Source organism: Thioalkalivibrio paradoxus ARh 1, assembly GCF_000227685.2.
GTDB classification, from domain to species: Bacteria; Pseudomonadota; Gammaproteobacteria; order Ectothiorhodospirales; family Ectothiorhodospiraceae; genus Thioalkalivibrio; species Thioalkalivibrio paradoxus.
The window spans coordinates 3,141,254-3,158,216 of sequence record NZ_CP007029.1 but is presented as its reverse complement, the minus strand read 5'-3'; the positions used below and the strand labels follow the sequence as shown (position 1 = coordinate 3,158,216).

The window sequence follows — 16,963 nt, the reverse complement described above, 5'->3', positions numbered from 1 at the left end:
GTTCTTGTGCGCGTTCGTGCCCGCGCTGCGGGGCGGACACCAAACCGGATCCCGAATGGACAAGCTGATAGTCACCGGAGGCCGGCCGCTGGAAGGGCAGGTCTGGACCTCTGGCGCGAAGAACGCGGTTCTGCCGATTCTTGCCGCCACTTTGCTCGCCGATCGCCCGATGGTGATCGGCAACGTGCCGCATTTGCAGGACGTGACCACGACGATGGAATTGCTCGGCCGGATGGGCGTGACCCTCACGGTCAACGAGCGCATGCGCATCGAGGTGGACCCGACCACGCTCACCCGCTGCGTGGCGCCGTATGACCTGGTGAAGACGATGCGCGCGTCGATCCTGGTGCTGGGGCCGTTGCTGGCCCGGTTTGGCGAAGCCGAGGTGTCGCTGCCCGGCGGCTGTGCGATCGGGAGCCGGCCGGTGAATCTGCATCTGACGGGCCTGGAAGCGATGGGCGCGCAGATCGAGGTCGAAGCCGGCTACATTCACGCACGTGCGGCCCGCCTGAAAGGGGCGCGGATCGTGTTCGACCAGGTCACCGTGACCGGTACCGAGAACCTGCTGATGGCGGCGACGCTGGCCGAGGGGGAAACCCTGATCGAGAACGCCGCGCGCGAGCCGGAGGTGGTCGATCTCGCCAACTGCCTGACGCGCATGGGTGCGAAGATCCAGGGCGCCGGCACCGACACCATCCATGTGACCGGAGTCGAGACCCTGTCGGGCTGCGAGTACGACGTGATGCCGGACCGGATCGAGACCGGCACCTTCCTGGTGGCTGCGGCGGTCACGCGCGGGCATGTGCGGGTCAAGAATACCCGCCCGGAACTGCTCGACGCGGTGCTGCTGAAGCTGGCGGAAGCCGGCGCCAGGATCGCGACCGGCGACGACTGGGTCGAACTGGACATGCGCGGGCGCCGGCCGAAGGCCGTGAACCTGCGCACCGCGCCGTTTCCGGCGTTTCCCACCGACATGCAGGCGCAAATGATGACGCTGAACACCGTGGGCACCGGTACCGGGTCGGTCATCGAGACGGTATTCGAGAACCGCTTCATGCATGCGCAGGAGCTGCAGCGCATGGGTGCGGACATCCGCATCGAGGGCAACACCGCGATCGTGACCGGAGTCGAGAGCCTGCGCGGGGCGCCGGTGATGGCGACCGACCTGCGCGCGTCGGCCAGCCTGATCCTGGCCGGCCTGGTCGCCGAAGGCGAGACCGCGGTGGACCGGATCTACCATATCGACCGGGGGTACGAATGCATCGAGGAGAAACTGAGCCAGATCGGCGCGACCATCCGCCGGGAGCCTGCCTGACATGAACGCGACCCAGGCCTTGACCATCGCCCTGTCCAAGGGGCGGATCCTGGACGAGACACTGCCGCTATTGGAACGTGCCGGAGTGGTGCCGCTGGAAGACCCGGCCAAGACCCGCAAGCTGATCCTGGAGACGACCCGTGCGGACGTGAACATCGTGGTCGTTCGTGCCACCGATGTGCCGACCTATGTGCAACACGGTGCCGCGGCGCTGGGCGTCGCCGGCAAGGACGTGCTGATGGAGCACGGCGCTGCCGGTCTCTACGAGCCGCTCGATCTCGGGATCGCGCGCTGCCGGCTGATGCTCGCCGGGCGGCCGGAGCATCGGCCGGGTGAGGAGCGGCTGCGGATCGCGACCAAGTTCGTGAACATCGCCCAGCGCTACTTTGCCGCGCAGGGGCGGCAGGTCGAGATCATCAAGCTGTATGGCTCGATGGAACTGGCGCCGCTGGTCGGGCTGGCCGACTACATCGTCGACCTCGTCGATACCGGCAACACGCTGAAGGCCAACGGGCTGGCGCCGCTGGAACTGATCGCCGATATCAGCTCGCGGCTGGTGGTCAACAAGGCGGCGATGAAAATGCAGCACGCGCGAATTCAACAACTGATCGAGGCGCTGCGGCCGGCAGTCGCGCCCGCGCCCTAGCCGGACTGGAAACATGACGCATCAAACCGACGACCTGAGAATCAAGGGAATCCAGGAGGTCTCCGCACCGGACGCCGTGCGCGACGAGATCCCGCTGACCGATGCCGCGGCCGAAACCGTGTTCGCCTCGCGCCAGGCGATCCACCGGATCCTCCATCGCGAGGACGACCGCCTGCTGGTGATCGTCGGGCCCTGCTCGATCCACGACGTCGACGCGGCGATGGATTACGCGGGCCGGCTGGTTCGGCTGCGCGGCGAACTCAGCGACGCGCTGGAAGTGGTGATGCGCGTCTACTTCGAGAAGCCGCGGACCACGGTCGGCTGGAAGGGCCTGATCAACGACCCCGACCTCGACGGCAGCTTCCATATCAACAAGGGCCTGCGTGTTGCGCGCGGCCTGCTGCGCGACCTCGCGGTGCTCGGCATGCCGGCGGCCACCGAGTACCTGGACCTGATCAGCCCGCAGTATGTGGCCGACCTGGTCGCCTGGGGCGCGATCGGCGCGCGCACCACCGAAAGCCAGGTGCACCGGGAGCTGGCGTCCGGGCTGTCCTGCCCGGTCGGCTTCAAGAACTCGACCGATGGCAGCCTGCAGGTCGCGATCGACGCGATCCGCTCGGCCTCTCGCCCGCATCATTTCCTGTCGGTGACCAAGGCCGGGCGCTCGGCGATCTTCTCGACCTCCGGGAACGAGGACTGCCATATCATCCTGCGCGGCGGGCGGCAGCCGAACTACGATGCCGAAAGCATCGAGCAGGCCTGCCAGCAGCTGCGCGCAGCGGAACTGCCCGAGGTGGTGATGGTGGACTGCAGCCATGCCAACAGCCGCAAGGATCCGGCACGGCAGATCGACGTCGCCCGTTCGCTCGCCGAGCAGGTCGGCGGCGGCGACTCGCGTGTCGTCGGCGTGATGCTGGAGAGCCACCTGAAGCCCGGCCGCCAGGACATCGTGCCCGGCAGGCCGCTGGTCTATGGTCAGAGTATCACCGATGCCTGCATGGGCTGGGACGATTCCGAGGCCGCGCTGCAGCTGCTGGCGGAGGCAGTGCGCCGGCGGCGGCAGGGTCGGTGACCCGCGCGTTGCTCGGGCCGGGCGGCGCATCGTGCGGGGTGTCATTACCAGATAGCCATCACCGGGGAGCCATCACCGATGCCTGAGATTCAGCGACTCGACAGCCGGTACACCACGTTCTGGGACGAACTCGACCGGCTGCTGGCCTGGGAGTCGGTCGCCGATCACGACGTGCGCGCGATCGTCGACGAGATTCTCGCGGCCGTGCGCAGCGAGGGGGATGCGGCGCTGCTGCGCTATACCGCGCGCTTCGACCGGCTGACGGTGGCGCAACCGTCGGAACTGGAAGTTCCGGCCGCACGCCTGCAGGCGGCGCTGGACGGCCTGCCGGCGGCGCAGCGCGACGCGCTGCAGACCGCCGCGGGGCGCATCCGCCGCTACGCGGAACGCCAGCGGCTGCAGGATTGGCAGATCGAGGATCCCGACGGTACCGTGCTCGGCCAGCGCGTCACGCCGCTGGACTCGGTGGGCCTGTATGTTCCCGGCGGCAAGGCGGCCTATCCGTCGTCGGTGCTGATGAACGCGATCCCCGCCAAGGTCGCCGGCGTTCGGCTGCTGGTGATGGTGGTGCCCGCCCCGGGCGGCGAGCTGAACGAGCTGGTGCTGGCGGCGGCTGCGGTGGCCGGCGTCGATCGGGTGTTCACGATCGGCGGTGCGCAGGCCGTTGCGGCGCTGGCCCACGGCACCGCGACGATTCCCGCGGTGGACAAGATCGTCGGTCCGGGCAACATCTACGTGGCCGCCGCCAAGCGCGAGGTCTTCGGCACCGTTGGCATCGACATGATCGCCGGGCCGTCCGAGATCCTGGTGGTCTGCGATGGCCAGACCGATCCGGACTGGATTGCTGCCGACCTGTTCTCGCAGGCCGAACACGACGAGCAGGCGCAGGCGATTCTGGTGTCGCCCGATTCCGCGTTCCTGGACCGCGTGCAGCAGGCGATGGAACGCCTGCTGGAAGAAATGCCGCGTGCGGAGATCATCCGGACCAGCCTGGACCGGCGCGGGGCGCTGATCCGCGTGCACGATCTGGACGAGGCGGTCCGCGTCGCCAACCATATTGCCCCGGAGCACCTGGAACTGTCGGTGGCCGAGCCGCAGGCGCTGCTCGACGCCGGCCTGCGCCATGCCGGCGCCATCTTCATGGGGCGATACACCTCCGAGGCGGTGGGGGATTACTGCGCCGGGCCCAACCATGTGCTGCCGACGTCGCGGACCGCGCGCTTCTCGTCGCCGCTCGGCGTTTATGATTTCCAGAAGCGTTCCAGCATCATCGCCTGCTCGCCCGAGGGGGCGGCCGCGCTTGCGCGCACCGCGTCGGTGCTGGCACGTGGGGAAGGGCTGGTGGCCCACGCGCGCTCCGCGGAGATGCGCGGTGAGTAGCCTCGGCGTAGTCGTCCGGCGGCAGTCGGCATGACGCTGCCCGCCGACCTGATGCGGCCGGAGGTGCTCGTGCAGCCGGCCTATGCCGTTGCCGATGCGACCGGGCTGGTCAAGCTGGATGCGATGGAGAACCCCTACGCCTGGCCCGGCGAACTCGAAACGGCCTGGCTCGAGGCACTGCGCGGGGTGGAGCTCAACCGCTACCCCGATGCCGGCGGCCGAGCGGTCGTGGCGGCGATCCGGGGCGCGCACGGCGTTCCGGATACCGCGGGCTGCCTGCTCGGAAACGGTTCCGACGAGCTGATCCAGATCCTGATCGCCGCGGTCCAGGGCAGCGGGCGGCCGGTGCTGGCGCCGGTGCCGACCTTCGTGATGTACGAGGTGCTGGCGCGCGCGGCCGGGGTGCCCTTCGTCGGTGTGCCGCTGACGTCCGATTTCGACCTCGACGGGCCGGCGCTGCTGAACGCCGTCGAGGTGCACCGCCCGGCCCTGGTGTTCCTGGCCTGTCCGAACAATCCGACCGGCCGGCAATACGATCCGGATCTGGTCGACGCCGTGGCGCTCGCGAACCCGGGCGTCACGGTAATCGACGAGGCCTATGCACCCTTCGCCAGCCACACCTTCCTGCCCCGGGCGGGCGCCCCCGCGGGACTGATGGTGATGCGCACGCTGTCCAAATTGGGGCTGGCTGGGCTGCGGCTGGGGTATCTGGCGGCGGCGCCGGAGTGGATCGACGCGCTGGATCGGCTACGGCTGCCGTACAACATCAATTCCCTGACCCAGCGCTCCGCGTTGTTTGCGCTGGCGCATGGCTCGGTGCTCGATGCGCAGGCAGCCGTGCTCAGGGAACAGCGCGGCGTGGTATCGCGGGCGCTGGATGCGCTGCCCGGGGTGCTCCGCGTGATTCCGAGCGACGCCAACTTCATCCTGTTCCAGGTCGGGGCGGGGCGCGGCCAAGGGGTCTTCAACGCACTGCGCGCGTCCGGCATCCTGATCAAGAACGTCGGCGCCTCGGGCGGGGTGCTTCGCGATCACCTGCGGGTCACAGTCGGCACGCCGGAACAGAACCGGGCCTTTCTGGCTGCGCTGGAGCAGGCGCTGGACGCCGCGGGTTAGCGTGAAAGTCACGGCCTGTCTCGTGTCCCGGGCGACCCGTAGGGCGGAAGAGCGCAGCGTCATCCGCCGCTCGGCGTTCGCGCCTCCCCGGTGCCTGCGGCAACCCCGGGCGCCGGTTGGCGGATGACGGCCTTCGGCCTTTTCCGCCCTACGCCTCTTTCATCATCGGGGGTGGCCATATAGGCCATGGAAGTTAGTTGCGCCCGGGCGCCATTGGCTGGACGCGGCTCAGATCGGCCGCTGGTCGACGGTTGCCTCGAGGTGCAGGGGCTCGCCATCGCGCCGTGCCTCGATCGCGAGGCTTTCGCCTGGACGCTTGCGGGCGATGATGTTCAGCGCCTCCCGCGTGGTCAGGACCCGCTGCTCGTCCAGGCGCACGATCACGTCGCCCGGGCGCAGCCCGGCGCGGGCGGCAGGCCCCTGGCTCAGGATGCCTGCGATCAGCACGCCACGAGTGTCGCTGAGCCCGAAGGACTCCGCCAGGGCCCGGTCGAGGGCCTGGACCTCGATGCCCAGCCAGCCGCGCGCCACGTAACCCTTCTCGATGATCTCGCTCATCACGTCGAGCGCCAGATCTACCGGGATCGCGAAGCCGATCCCGTGCGATCCTCCGGAGCGGGTGAAGATCGCGGTGCTGATACCGATCAGGTCGCCGGCGGCGTTGATCAGTGCCCCGCCCGAGTTGCCGGGGTTGATCGCGGCGTCGGTCTGGATGAAGTCCTCGAACAGGTTGATACCGAGTTCAGTGCGCCCGGTCGCCGAGACGATGCCCTGGGTCACGGTCTGGCCGACGCCGAAGGGGTTGCCGATCGCGAGCACCACGTCGCCTACCGCGAGCTTGGACGAGCGGCCGATGCTGGCCGCGGTCAGTTCCTCGGCCGCAATGCGCAGCACGGCGAGGTCGGTGTCCGGGTCGATGCCGATGATCTCGGCGGGATGGGCGGAGCCGTTTGCCAGCACGACCGCGATCGCCTCGGCTTCCTCGATTACGTGATGGTTGGTCAGGATGTGTCCCGTCGGGCTAACGATCACGCCCGAGCCCAGGCTCGCCTGCTCGCGGTCGTCGGGCCCGTCTTCAAACGGGTGTTCGCGCGGGCTGGGGACGCCCGTCAGCGGACGCGGGCTTTCGACCGTGCGCGAGGTCATGATGTTCACGACTGCCGGCGCAGCGCGCGCGACGCCGGTTGCGTACGACACCGGCCCCTGGACCGGTACGCCAGGTGCCTGCAATGCGGCCGGGGAACCGTTGCGGTCCGGGTCCAGCAGGCCCGGGAAGAACACGGCCACGACGACGGCCACCGCGATTCCCGCCAAAGCGGCTTGCACGAGGAAACGGGAAAGATTCACCATTGCATCACTATACCATTGCCGATTCCACCCTTGGGCGTGCCAATGCGCTCGGCCCGTGAATTCCGGAGGGGCTCAGCATGCCCGACTGTGTCGATCGCGATGCCCTGTTGCGGGCGCTGGACGTGGAACTGGAACCGCAGCGTTTCCAGGATTACTGCCCGAACGGACTCCAGGTCGAGGGGCGGGCCGAGATCCGGCGGATCGTCAGCGGGGTTACGGCTTCCCTGGCCCTGATCGAGGCCGCGGTCGCGCTCGAGGCGGACCTGCTGCTGGTGCACCATGGGTACTTCTGGCGGGGCGAACCGCAGCCGGTGACCGGAATGAAGCGCCGCCGCCTGCAGGCCCTGCTGCGGCACGAGATCAACCTGGTGGCCTATCACCTGCCGCTGGACGCGCACCCGCGCCTCGGGAACAACGCGCAGCTGGCGCTGCGGCTCGGGCTCGAGACCAAAGACGTGCTGCGTGCGGACGGGGTCGGGTCGGTGGGGCATCTGCCCGAGCCGCTCCCGGCCCGGGAGTTCGCGGCCCGAATCGAGTCCGCGCTCGGGCGCGCGCCGCTGTGGATCGACAGCGGTGCGGACCTGGTGCGGCGTGTGGCCTGGTGCACTGGCGCGGCGCAGTCCTTGCTCGCCGACGCGGCCGCAGCCGGGGCCGATGCGTATGTCAGCGGCGAGATCTCCGAGCAGACCACGCACGAGGCCCGCGAGCTTGGCATCCACTATTTCGCTGCCGGGCACCACGCGACCGAGCGGTACGGGGCGCAAGCGCTGGGCGATTGGTGCGCCGAGCGCTTCGGTGTCGAGCACCGGTTCGTCGACCTGCCGAATCCCGTCTAGCGCCTCCCGCGAAGGTCGGGATCCTGCCCAGGAACAATGGCTTGTTGCCCGTCGGTGATTTTTGCGCAGGGCCTTTGTCGGCGCGGCGCAGCGCGCGCGTTGCCGGCAGGCGGCTTGACCCCATTAGCGTGTTAGTGAATTCTATCGGATTTTATCGGCCCCGAACGGGCCCGCGATCCCCTGTGCGGCCAATGCCGGGTGGCCCCGGCGCGTGGCGGTCCGGGCATCGCGAACGCATCCGAAACCTCAGCTGGAGATAGCAAGATGGCAGACCAAGGCGTGGACCGAAGGCGGCGCCGGTTTCTGGTGGCGGCGACCACGGTGGTCGGCGGTGCGGGGGTGGCGGCGCTGGCCGTTCCCTTCGTCGCTTCCTTGCAGCCGAGCGCGCGTGCTCAGGCGGCTGGCGCACCGGTAGAGGTCAATGTCACGCAGATCGAGCCGGGGCAGCGCATCAGCGTGGCCTGGCGCGGTCGGCCCGTATGGGTGGTCCGGCGCACCCCGGAGATGCTCGAGTTGCTGCCGCAGATCCATGACCGGTTGCGCGATCCCGAATCCGAAGTCGAGGCCCAGCAGCCCGAATATGCCCAGAACCCGCACCGCTCGATCAAGCCGGAGATCCTGGTGCTGATCGGCCTGTGCACCCATCTGGGGTGCTCGCCCGCGTTTCGTCCGGAGATCGGCGCCGCCGAACTGGGCAGCGACTGGCCGGGCGGCTGGTTCTGCGGCTGCCACGGTTCCCGCTTCGACATGGCGGGCCGCGTGTACCGCAACATGCCTGCTGCGCTGAACCTGGAAGTGCCTCCGCACCGTTATCTCAGCGATGACGTGATCCTCGTGGGTGAGCATGCCGAAGGAGGCGCCGCATAATGGCCGGGAATTCCGCTGACAAGATCCAGGGCGGGCTGCTGGGCTGGGTCGACGCCCGCTTCCCGCTGTCGCAACTCTGGAACGATCACCTCGCGCGCTACTACGCGCCGAAGAACTTCAACTTCTGGTATTACTTCGGTTCGCTCGCGCTGCTCGTGCTGGTGATCCAGATCGTCACCGGCATTTTTCTGACGATGTTCTTCAAGCCCGACGCCGAACTCGCGTTCGCGTCGGTCGAGTACATCATGCGTGACGTCGAGTGGGGCTGGCTGATCCGCTACATGCACTCCACCGGCGCATCGTTCTTCTTTGTCGTCGTGTATCTGCACATGTTCCGCGCGTTGCTCTACGGATCCTACAAGAAGCCGCGGGAACTGATCTGGATCTTCGGCGTGCTGATCTACATCGTGCTGATGGCCGAGGCCTTCGCCGGCTACCTGCTGCCCTGGGGCCAGATGTCCTACTGGGGCGCACAGGTCATCGTGAACCTGTTCGCGACCATCCCCTACATCGGTCCCGAACTCGTGACCTGGATCCGCGGCGACTTCCTGCTCTCCGACGCGACGCTGAATCGTTTCTTCGCGCTGCATGTGATCGCGCTGCCGCTGGTGCTGCTGCTGCTGATCGTCGCGCACGTGATCGCGCTGCACGAGGTCGGCTCGAACAACCCCGACGGCGTCGAGATCAAGGCCAACAAGGACGAGAACGGCGTTCCCCGCGACGGCATCCCGTTCCACCCGTACTACACGGTGAAGGATCTGGTCGGTGTCGGCGTATTCCTGATCGCCTTCTTCGCGGTCGTGTTCTTCGCGCCGGAAATGGGCGGGCTGTTCCTGAAACCCGCGAACATGATTCCGGCCGATCCGCTGGTCACGCCCGACCTGATTCCACCGGTCTGGTACTTCACCTCGTTCTACTCGATCCTGCGCGCGGTGCCGGACCCGTTCCTGGGTGTGGTTGCAATGGGGGCTGCGGTCACGATCCTGTTCTTCGTGCCCTGGATCGACCGCAACCCGGTGAAGTCCGTTCGTTACCGCTCGTTCGCGCACAAGCTGAACCTTGCCGTGTTCGTGGTGACCTTCGTGGTGCTCGGCTACCTCGGTCTGCAGCAGGTGACCACGCTGTACGGTGAACTGACGTTGCGTTTCGGCGTGATGTACTTCCTGTTCTTCTGGCTGCTCTGGTTCCATAGCCGCGAGCGGTCGGCGGTCTTCAGTCTGCTGTCCTTCGTGGTCTTGGTCGGGATCTATTCGCTGTACGACTACACCCGCTTCGACCCGGCCAACGCGCAGCTGCTGTTCACTGCCTGGCTGCTGCCCACGACCTACCTGTTCGTCACCATGATCGTGCCCATGTTCGCACGCAAGCTGGGTCGAGACCGTCCCGTTCCGGAAAGGGTGACTGCCTGATGAAATCGCTGATTGCCGTTCTGGCCCTGGCCGCGCTGGCGCTGGGCCCCGCATCCCTCCAGGCTGCCGGTCCCTCGGTGCCGCTGGACCGAGTGAAGGTGGACGTGGCCAACCAGGCCTCGCTGCAGCGTGGCGCCCAACTTTTCTTCAATTACTGTGTGGGATGCCACTCCGCGCAGTACATGCGCTACAGCCGTGTTGGCGACGACCTCGGACTGACCGAAAACCAGCTCATCCAGTCGATGATCTTTGCCACCGATGAGGAGGGCGAGTTGGTGGCGCCCGGATCGCTGATTACCAACGCGATGAGCGCCGCCTACGGCGAAGAGGCCTTTGGTATCGCGCCGCCCGACCTGACACTGGTCGCCCGGGTGCGGGGCGAAGACTGGCTGTACAGTTTCCTGCGCAGCTTCTACGTGGACGAGTCGCGGCCGCTGGGCGTGAACAACGCGGTGTTCGAGAACGTCGCGATGCCGCATCCCCTGTGGGAACTGCAGGGCTGGCAGGAGAAGCAGGTCAACCGCGACGGCCAGGTGCGGCTGCAGGTCGCGGAAGCCGGGATGATGACCGGGCCAGAGTACGACCGCGCGATCCGTGACTTGGTGACCTTCCTCTCCTACCTGGCCGAACCGATGCAACTCGAACGGCAGCGGATCGGCATGTACGTGATGCTGTTTCTGGTGGTCTTTCTGGGGCTCGCCTACCTGTTGAAAAAGGAATACTGGAAAGACGTACACTAGAAAGCGGCGGGGCTGCGGGAAACCGTCGCCCCGGCATCCGCTGGTGTTTGCCGCATTGACCCGCGCAACTCGCGGGACCGGGAGAAAGCCATGGCGCTGGTCGCCAACAGACGTTCCGTGATGACTCTTTTTTCCGCGCACAACTGCGTGCGCTGCCATCGTATCCGCATCATTCTGGCCGAGAAGGACATCGCGGTCGATGTGGTCAACCTGGCGCCGGACGACCTGCCCGAGGATCTCTCGGATCTGAATCCCTACAACGAGGTGCCGACGCTGGTCGATCGGGATCTCGCGCTGTACGGGACGCATGTGATCACCGAGTATCTCGACGAGCGCTTTCCCCATCCCCCGCTGATGCCGGTCGACCCGGTGTCGCGCGCGGCCGCACGGCTGGCACTGTATCGGGTGGAGCGCGACTGGTATGCGGGCCTGGACCTGATCGCGCAGTCCAGTGGCGCGGCGCTGACCCGGGCGCGGAAGGTGCTACGCGAGAGTCTTATGAATACCACCGAGATCTTCGAATTGAAGCCGTATTTCCTCAGCGACGAGTTCAGTATCGTCGATGCAGCGATCGCGCCGGTGATGTGGCGTCTGCCGTGGGCGGGCATTGCGATCGATGGCCTGCCCAAGGCGATCCAGGTCTATTCCGACCGGGTCTGCCAGCGCGCTTCGTTTCAGTCGAGCCTGACCGAGGCCGAGCGGGAACTCCGGGAATGACCCCCTCGCGTCCCTATCTGGTTCGCGCCCTGCTCGACTGGATCATCGACAATGAGATGACCCCGCACCTGCTGGTCGACGCCACCTGGCCGGGCGTGACGGTGCCGGAGGCGTTCGTGCAGGAGGGCAAGATCACGCTGAATATCGGGCCGGCGGCGGTCGAGAAGCTGGAACTGGACAATCAGGCCATTTCCTTCGCGGCGCGTTTCGCGGGTCGGCCCATGCAGGTGTACCTGCCGATGGGGTCCGTGCTCGCGATCTTCGCGCGCGAGAACGGGCAGGGGATGATGTTCGGCAACGAGCCCGGATCCGACCTGCAGCCGCAAACCGAATCCGCCGACGATGCCGGGACGGGAGAGGCCGCCGACGGCAAGCCCGGGTCGACCCGGCCCAGAAAGGGGCCGAGTCTGAAGGTCGTCAAGTAGCGCCGGGTTCGGGCAGCGCCTTGCCCGGATTCAGGATTCCGTCGGGGTCGAAGACCCTGCGCAGATCGTGCATCAGCGCCAGTGCCCCGGGGTCGAGCTCCCGGCGGATGAACTCGCGCTTGACCAGCCCGACGCCGTGCTCTCCCGACAAGGTGCCACGCAGGCGCAGCACCAGGCCGAAGACCTCGTCCAGGCACTGTTCGGCGGCCTGCATCTGCACCGGATCATCGGGATCCACCAGCAGGTTCACATGGATGTTGCCGTTGCCCGCGTGCCCGAAGTTGACGATCCGGATTCCGTGGCGGCGACCGAGTTCCCCCAGGCCGTCGATCAGTTCGGGGATGCGCGACACCGGCACCACCACGTCTTCGTTGATTTTTTTCGGCGCGATGTTGCGCAGTGCCGGCGACAGCGCCTTGCGGGTGCGCCAAAGGCGCTCCGCGTCGGCGTCGCTGGTCGCGACCTCGACCCCCAGGCAGCCGTCCCCGCGTGCCGCGGAGCCGACTGCCTGGGCAGCAAAGTCGATCTGGCTGGCCGCGCCATCGACCTCGATCATCAGCAAGGCGCCAGCCTGGGCCGGAAGCTCGCTATCGGCATAGCCGCGGATCATGTCGATCGCCGCTGCGTCCATGAACTCCAGCGCGCAGGGGGTCACCGGCTGCGCCATGATTCGCGCCACGGCGGCAGCCGCTGCGTGCATGTCCCGATACACGGCCTGGAGCAGCCGCCGGGTCTCGGGCAGCGGGGTCAGGCGCAGGCTGGCCTCGGTGATCACCGCCAGCGTCCCTTCGGAACCGATCAAGAGCCGGGTCAGGTCGTATCCGACGACGCCCTTGGTCGTGTACACGCCGGTGCGCAGCGCAGCGCCGGTGCCTGCGACTGCGGCGAGGCCCAGCGTGTTCTCCCGCGGTGTTCCGTACTTGACCGCGCGGGGACCGGCCGAGTTGTAGGCCAGGTTGCCGCCGACGGTGCAATAGGCGCTGCTGGTCGGGTCGGGCGGCCAGAAGAATCCATGCCGGCCCGCTGCCTCCTGGACCTCGGCGTTGGTCGCCCCGGGTTCGGCTACCAGCCAGCGATTGTCCGGGTCGACTTCGACGATCCGGTTCATGCGTTCCGTCGACAGCACCAGCCCGCCCTGCAGTGGAACGACGGCGCCGGTGGTTCCGGTCCCCCGTCCGCGCACGATCAGCGGCGCGCGCAGCCGCCGGCACAGCTGTACCAGTTCGACGATGCCCCGGGAATCGCGGGCGAACGCGACCGCATCCGGCGGGGCATGCAGGCGCGAGTTGTCGGCGCCGTAGGCCCAGCAGTCGGCCGGATCGAGCAGCCGGTCCTGCTCCGGAAGCAGCCGTTCGAGTTCGCGCTGCAGCGGAGTCACCAGGAATCCTCCTGGATCGCATCCTGCAGCCACTCGATGCGGTTGCCGGCATCGAGCACCAATACGTCGAAACGCACCGGCCCGGGCCAGCGCGTCTGCTGCAGGTAGGCGGCGGCGGTGCGCCGCAGGCGCTGGCATTTGCGCCGATCGATGCTTTCGGCGCCGTCGGCGAAGCGACGGTGACTGCGTTTGCGCACCTCGACGAACACCAGCACGCCGTCTTCGCGGGCGATCAGGTCGATCTCGCCGAACGGCTTGCGGTAGTTGCGTGCGACGATGTCGAGGCCGTGGCGCTCGAGAAAACGTTCGGCCTCGCGCTCAGCCGCCTGCCCGCGCAACGCCGGGAGTGCCATCAGCCGTCGTTCCCGGGTTCCGGTGCCGCGCGCACGGCAACCGGCCGGCCGTTGCGGAACTCGAACCAGCCGGGCTCGCGCACCCAGCTGCGGATCAGCGGCTGCCAGGCCCAGTTACCTGCCGCACCCCGGGCCTGGAGCTGCGGGGCGCGCCGATACCGTTCGAGTTCGGTCACGAGCCCGGCGGCATCGACTCCCAGCGCGGCGAAGCGCGGCAGCCGCGCGGCGGCGGTTTCGGTCTCGACGTCGGCCTCCAGTTCGAGATCGACGGTGACCTCGACGACGACATCGTCGATCTTGGCCTCGAGTTGCTGCCGCAGTTCCGGTTCCGGATTCCGTTCGGGGAACAGCCAGGGCGCGTCGGGGAAGCGCAATCCGCTCAGGTCTTCATCGAGCGCGGGCTGCGGCCGCCCTTCGTAGGCATGCGCGGTCGCCAGCATCGGCAGCCGGTGTGCGCGGTGATAATGCAGATGCGGCACGACCATGCGCAGGTCGCGCGCGGGCCCGGCGATGAAGATCCCGTCGACATCGGCGCGAATCTGCGGGTCGCCCTGCAGGCGCAGCCCGAGTTGGCGTCCCAGACGGCCGATGCGGGCCTCGGATTCGTCGACCGCGAGCACCGCGCCGATCTGTGCGTTCAGGTCCGGGGAGCGTGCCTGGAAGCGGTATTCGGCCGCCACCCGGGAATCGCCGGACTCGAACGCCTCCCGAAACGCGTCCGCGACGCGCTCGCCGAACGTCCCTTCGGGTACCAGCACCAGTGCGTTGCGCCAACCGGCGGTACTGGCCTTGGCCGCTGCCGCCCGGGCGTCGGCTTCGGGCGCCAGCGACAGTACCGAGAACGACTCGGGCAGGGGCTGGGTGGGCTGGTTCAGCAGCAGCGTCGGTGGTCCGGATCCGATCGCCGCCACCCGGTCGACTTCGTCTCGCGTGAGGGGGCCAATGATGCGGTCGGCGCCCTCTGCGATCGCATTGCGGTAGTGTGCCTCGGCGAGATCCGGTTCGCCTTCGGTGTCGAGCACCCGCAGCGGGGCTCCGGGGCCATGATCCCGGGCGTGGCGTGCGCTGATTCCGTCGAGTACGGCGTTGCCCAGATCGGCGAGCGAGCCCGACAGCGGCAGCAGTACCGCGACACGCCGGGGCGGGGCGTCGGATCTGAGCGTGGCGTCGCGCAGATCGGGCAGATAAATGCGCGCGTTGTGATCCGGATGCCCCGCTGTCCATTCCTCCACCGCGCGATCGAAGGCCTGCGGATCGGCACCGGCTGCACGCAGCGCGACGAACAGTTCGGCCCAGCCGCGTTCGGCGTCGCTTGCGTCCGGAGCGAACAGCTGCTGCCGCTGGATCGCGTCGACGGTGGCCAGCAGCTCCCAGATGAACTGCTGATTCTCGTGCTGCCGGGCCGGATCCTCGAGTAGCCCCGGATCCAGCGCGATGCGGGAACGCAGCGCTTCGTGCCAGGCCGAGGTCTCGGTCAGCAGTTCGGCACGGAGGACAAGGGCGCCGAAATACAGTGCCGGATCGCGATCGTCGTCGACCTGCGGCAGGCGATCGAGTGCGGCTTCGGAATCGTTCTGCAGCCAGGCCAGCCGCGCGCCCCGGTAGCGGTCCGCCAAATCCCGGCGCCCTTCTTCCGGCAACCGGGTCCAGAGGCGTTCTGCTCGCAGCAGCAAGCCGCCGTCCGGGGCATCCAGCGCCAGCACTGCGTCGATCGCCTGGCGGGATGCAGCGGCCGACGGGGTGGCTTCGGCTGTGATCAGCAGGGCCCGGGTTTTCTCCAGCGGCGTTACTTCGATCTCGTCCGGCGGTGGTGCCGCCGGGGCGGGCGGGGCGGGTGGCGGCGGTACCGCGCAGGCCGCGAGCATCGCGGCGAGGAACGGGAGTGTCAGGAGGCGCCGGGCAGTGGCCCCGCGCGCGGTTGCGGTCGTCTGCGTTAGAGTCACGGGGAGTTCGCGTGCCAGGGTAGGGGGCCAGTATTGGAAGACCGTCAGACGCTGTCAACGCGGCCCGGAACGCTCTGGGTGATCGCGACACCGATCGGGAACCTCGAGGATCTGAGTCCACGGGCCCTGCGGACCCTGGGGGAGGCCGATCTGGTCGTGGCGGAAGACACCCGCCGCAGCGGACGCCTGCTGGCCCATCTGGGACTGTCGAAGCCGCTGCTCAGCCTGCACGAGCACAACGAGGCCGCGCGCGTTCCGCAGCTGCTACAGCGCCTGCGCCAGGGCATGCAGCTCGCGCTGATCTCCGATGCCGGCACGCCGCTGGTCTCCGACCCCGGCTACCGGCTGGTGCGGGCCGTCCGGGAGGCCGATCTGCCCGTGTTCCCGGTTCCCGGGCCGAGCGCGGTGATCGCGGCACTGTCGGTGGCCGGGCTGCCCTCCGACCGCTTCTGGTTCGAGGGGTTTCTGCCCGCCACCGCATCGGCACGCCGGCAGCGCTTCGAGACGCTGTTGAACCTGCCGGTGACGGTCTGCTGTTTCGAGTCCGCACACCGCATCCGCGCGAGCGCGGAGGATCTGGCGGAGCTGGCGCCGCAGCGCGAGGTGGTGCTGGCCCGCGAGATCACCAAGCAGTTCGAGGAACACTTTTTCGGTTCCGCCACTGCGTTGCCGGGATGGCTGGGCGCAGACCCGAATCGGGGCCGTGGCGAATTCGTGCTGATCATCGCCGGTGCGCAGGAAATGGGCCCGGCAGGCGACGGCGGTGTCAGCGCCGAGGAGGCGCGCGTGCTCGACGTGTTGCTGGAGACGCTGCCGCTGAAGCAGGCGGTGAAACTGGCAGTGCAGCTGACCGGCGCCCCGCGCAATCTGCTCTATGCCCGTGCGCTGGCCCGGGGCCGCTGATGCGCGCACCGCGGACCGACTTGCGCCCGAGGGCGCAGGAGCGTACAAGACTCGACGGGAGTCGGCCGGGCTGTCGCTGCGCTTATCGCGTGGAGGAAAGTCCGGGCTCCGCAGGGCAGGACGCCAGGTAACGCCTGGGCGGCGCGAGCCGACGGAAAGTGCCACAGAAAAGACACCGCCGATGGGGCCGGTTCTTCCGGTCCACAGGTAAGGGTGAAATGGTGCGGTAAGAGCGCACCGCGCGCCTGGCAACAGTGCGTGGCAGGGTAAACCCCGTCCGGAGCAAGGCCAAATAGGGGTGCGATGGTGTGGCCCGCACTGCACCCGGGTAGGCTGCTAGAGGCGCCTGGCGACAGGCGTCCCAGAGGAATGACAGCCCTCGACAGAACCCGGCTTACAGGCCGACTCCCACTTTTCTCCACAGCGTGCCCCTGCGGTTGCTGAGACTGCCGGATGTTCGCGCCATTATTTCAAGTGTTCTCTTAACTACCTCCCCCAACGCCTCGCTTTTCA

Annotated in this window: 16 protein-coding genes, 1 other RNA gene and 1 pseudogene; 14 read left to right on the top strand and 4 right to left on the bottom strand. The window is 68.0% G+C overall.

What is annotated here, in order from left to right; translation table 11 throughout:
* The first annotated feature begins 55 nt into the window (after positions 1-55).
* The 6 genes and pseudogenes from murA to THITH_RS19400 all read left to right on the top strand — a co-directional run bounded on the left by murA (position 56) and on the right by THITH_RS19400 (position 5,726).
* Entirely contained in the window at positions 56-1,315 is a 1,260-nt protein-coding gene (gene murA, locus THITH_RS14140) for a UDP-N-acetylglucosamine 1-carboxyvinyltransferase (RefSeq protein WP_006747166.1), read from the top strand.
* 1 nt (position 1,316) lies between these two features.
* Positions 1,317-1,961, top strand: coding sequence for an ATP phosphoribosyltransferase (gene hisG / locus THITH_RS14135; RefSeq protein WP_006747167.1), 645 nt, complete (start codon positions 1,317-1,319; stop codon positions 1,959-1,961).
* Between the two features lie 13 nt (positions 1,962-1,974).
* Positions 1,975-3,033 carry a 3-deoxy-7-phosphoheptulonate synthase gene (locus THITH_RS14130; RefSeq protein WP_006747168.1) on the top strand — a complete coding sequence of 353 codons (1,059 nt, stop codon included), beginning with the start codon at positions 1,975-1,977 and terminating at the stop codon, positions 3,031-3,033.
* Between the two features lie 78 nt (positions 3,034-3,111).
* The gene (gene hisD / locus THITH_RS14125; RefSeq protein WP_006747169.1) at positions 3,112-4,413 is read left to right on the top strand and encodes a histidinol dehydrogenase; all 1,302 of its coding nucleotides are present in this window, start codon (positions 3,112-3,114) and stop codon (positions 4,411-4,413) included.
* Between the two features lie 30 nt (positions 4,414-4,443).
* Positions 4,444-5,529, top strand: coding sequence for a pyridoxal phosphate-dependent aminotransferase (locus tag THITH_RS14120; RefSeq protein ID WP_006747170.1), 1,086 nt, complete (start codon positions 4,444-4,446; stop codon positions 5,527-5,529).
* A gap of 1 nt (position 5,530) precedes the next feature.
* Positions 5,531-5,726, top strand: a pseudogene (locus tag THITH_RS19400) (hypothetical protein).
* Positions 5,727-5,757: 31 nt separating this feature from the next.
* Here the strand turns inward: THITH_RS19400 and THITH_RS14115 are convergent.
* On the bottom strand, positions 5,758-6,879 hold the full coding sequence (locus tag THITH_RS14115; RefSeq protein ID WP_006747171.1) for a S1C family serine protease: 1,122 nt from the start codon (positions 6,877-6,879) through the stop codon (positions 5,758-5,760).
* Positions 6,880-6,956: 77 nt separating this feature from the next.
* On the opposite strand from THITH_RS14115, the gene THITH_RS14110 reads away from it, so the two are divergent.
* From THITH_RS14110 to THITH_RS14085, 6 genes are all read left to right on the top strand, one after another.
* A complete protein-coding gene (locus THITH_RS14110; protein WP_006747172.1) occupies positions 6,957-7,715 on the top strand; it encodes a Nif3-like dinuclear metal center hexameric protein in 759 nt (252 codons plus the stop codon).
* A 264-nt stretch (positions 7,716-7,979) separates the two neighbouring features.
* Positions 7,980-8,582 carry a ubiquinol-cytochrome c reductase iron-sulfur subunit gene (petA, locus tag THITH_RS14105; RefSeq protein ID WP_006747173.1) on the top strand — a complete coding sequence of 201 codons (603 nt, stop codon included), beginning with the start codon at positions 7,980-7,982 and terminating at the stop codon, positions 8,580-8,582.
* The gene (locus tag THITH_RS14100) at positions 8,582-9,991 is read left to right on the top strand and encodes a cytochrome b (RefSeq protein ID WP_006747174.1); all 1,410 of its coding nucleotides are present in this window, start codon (positions 8,582-8,584) and stop codon (positions 9,989-9,991) included. The genes petA and THITH_RS14100 overlap by 1 nt, the downstream gene beginning before the upstream one ends.
* Entirely contained in the window at positions 9,991-10,731 is a 741-nt protein-coding gene (locus tag THITH_RS14095; protein ID WP_006747175.1) for a cytochrome c1, read from the top strand. The genes THITH_RS14100 and THITH_RS14095 overlap by 1 nt, the downstream gene beginning before the upstream one ends.
* A gap of 90 nt (positions 10,732-10,821) precedes the next feature.
* Entirely contained in the window at positions 10,822-11,448 is a 627-nt protein-coding gene (locus THITH_RS14090) for a glutathione S-transferase N-terminal domain-containing protein (protein WP_006747176.1), read from the top strand.
* Entirely contained in the window at positions 11,445-11,873 is a 429-nt protein-coding gene (locus tag THITH_RS14085) for a ClpXP protease specificity-enhancing factor (protein ID WP_006747177.1), read from the top strand. The genes THITH_RS14090 and THITH_RS14085 overlap by 4 nt, the downstream gene beginning before the upstream one ends.
* Here THITH_RS14085 and THITH_RS14080 read toward each other — a convergent pair.
* From THITH_RS14080 to THITH_RS14070, 3 genes are read right to left on the bottom strand one after another with little or no spacing between them, the layout of a single operon-like run.
* Positions 11,866-13,251, bottom strand: a complete 1,386-nt coding sequence (locus THITH_RS14080) for an FAD-binding oxidoreductase (protein ID WP_006747178.1) — start codon at positions 13,249-13,251, stop codon at positions 11,866-11,868. The two genes, THITH_RS14085 and THITH_RS14080, sit on opposite strands and share 8 nt — an antisense overlap.
* Complete coding sequence (locus THITH_RS14075; RefSeq protein WP_006747179.1) at positions 13,248-13,604, bottom strand: YraN family protein; 357 nt, start codon at positions 13,602-13,604, stop codon at positions 13,248-13,250. The genes THITH_RS14080 and THITH_RS14075 overlap by 4 nt, the downstream gene beginning before the upstream one ends.
* Positions 13,604-15,547, bottom strand: coding sequence for a penicillin-binding protein activator (locus THITH_RS14070; RefSeq protein ID WP_156925532.1), 1,944 nt, complete (start codon positions 15,545-15,547; stop codon positions 13,604-13,606). The genes THITH_RS14075 and THITH_RS14070 overlap by 1 nt, the downstream gene beginning before the upstream one ends.
* 81 nt (positions 15,548-15,628) lie before the next feature.
* Here THITH_RS14070 and rsmI point away from each other — a divergent pair, with 81 nt between their 5' ends.
* Together rsmI and rnpB are read left to right on the top strand one after the other, a co-directional pair.
* Positions 15,629-16,450 (top strand): 16S rRNA (cytidine(1402)-2'-O)-methyltransferase, encoded by an 822-nt coding sequence (gene rsmI, locus THITH_RS14065; protein ID WP_041483870.1) that lies wholly within the window; start codon positions 15,629-15,631, stop codon positions 16,448-16,450.
* Between the two features lie 57 nt (positions 16,451-16,507).
* Positions 16,508-16,863, top strand: an RNA gene (gene rnpB / locus THITH_RS17210) — RNase P RNA component class A.
* The last annotated feature ends 100 nt before the right edge of the window (positions 16,864-16,963 follow it).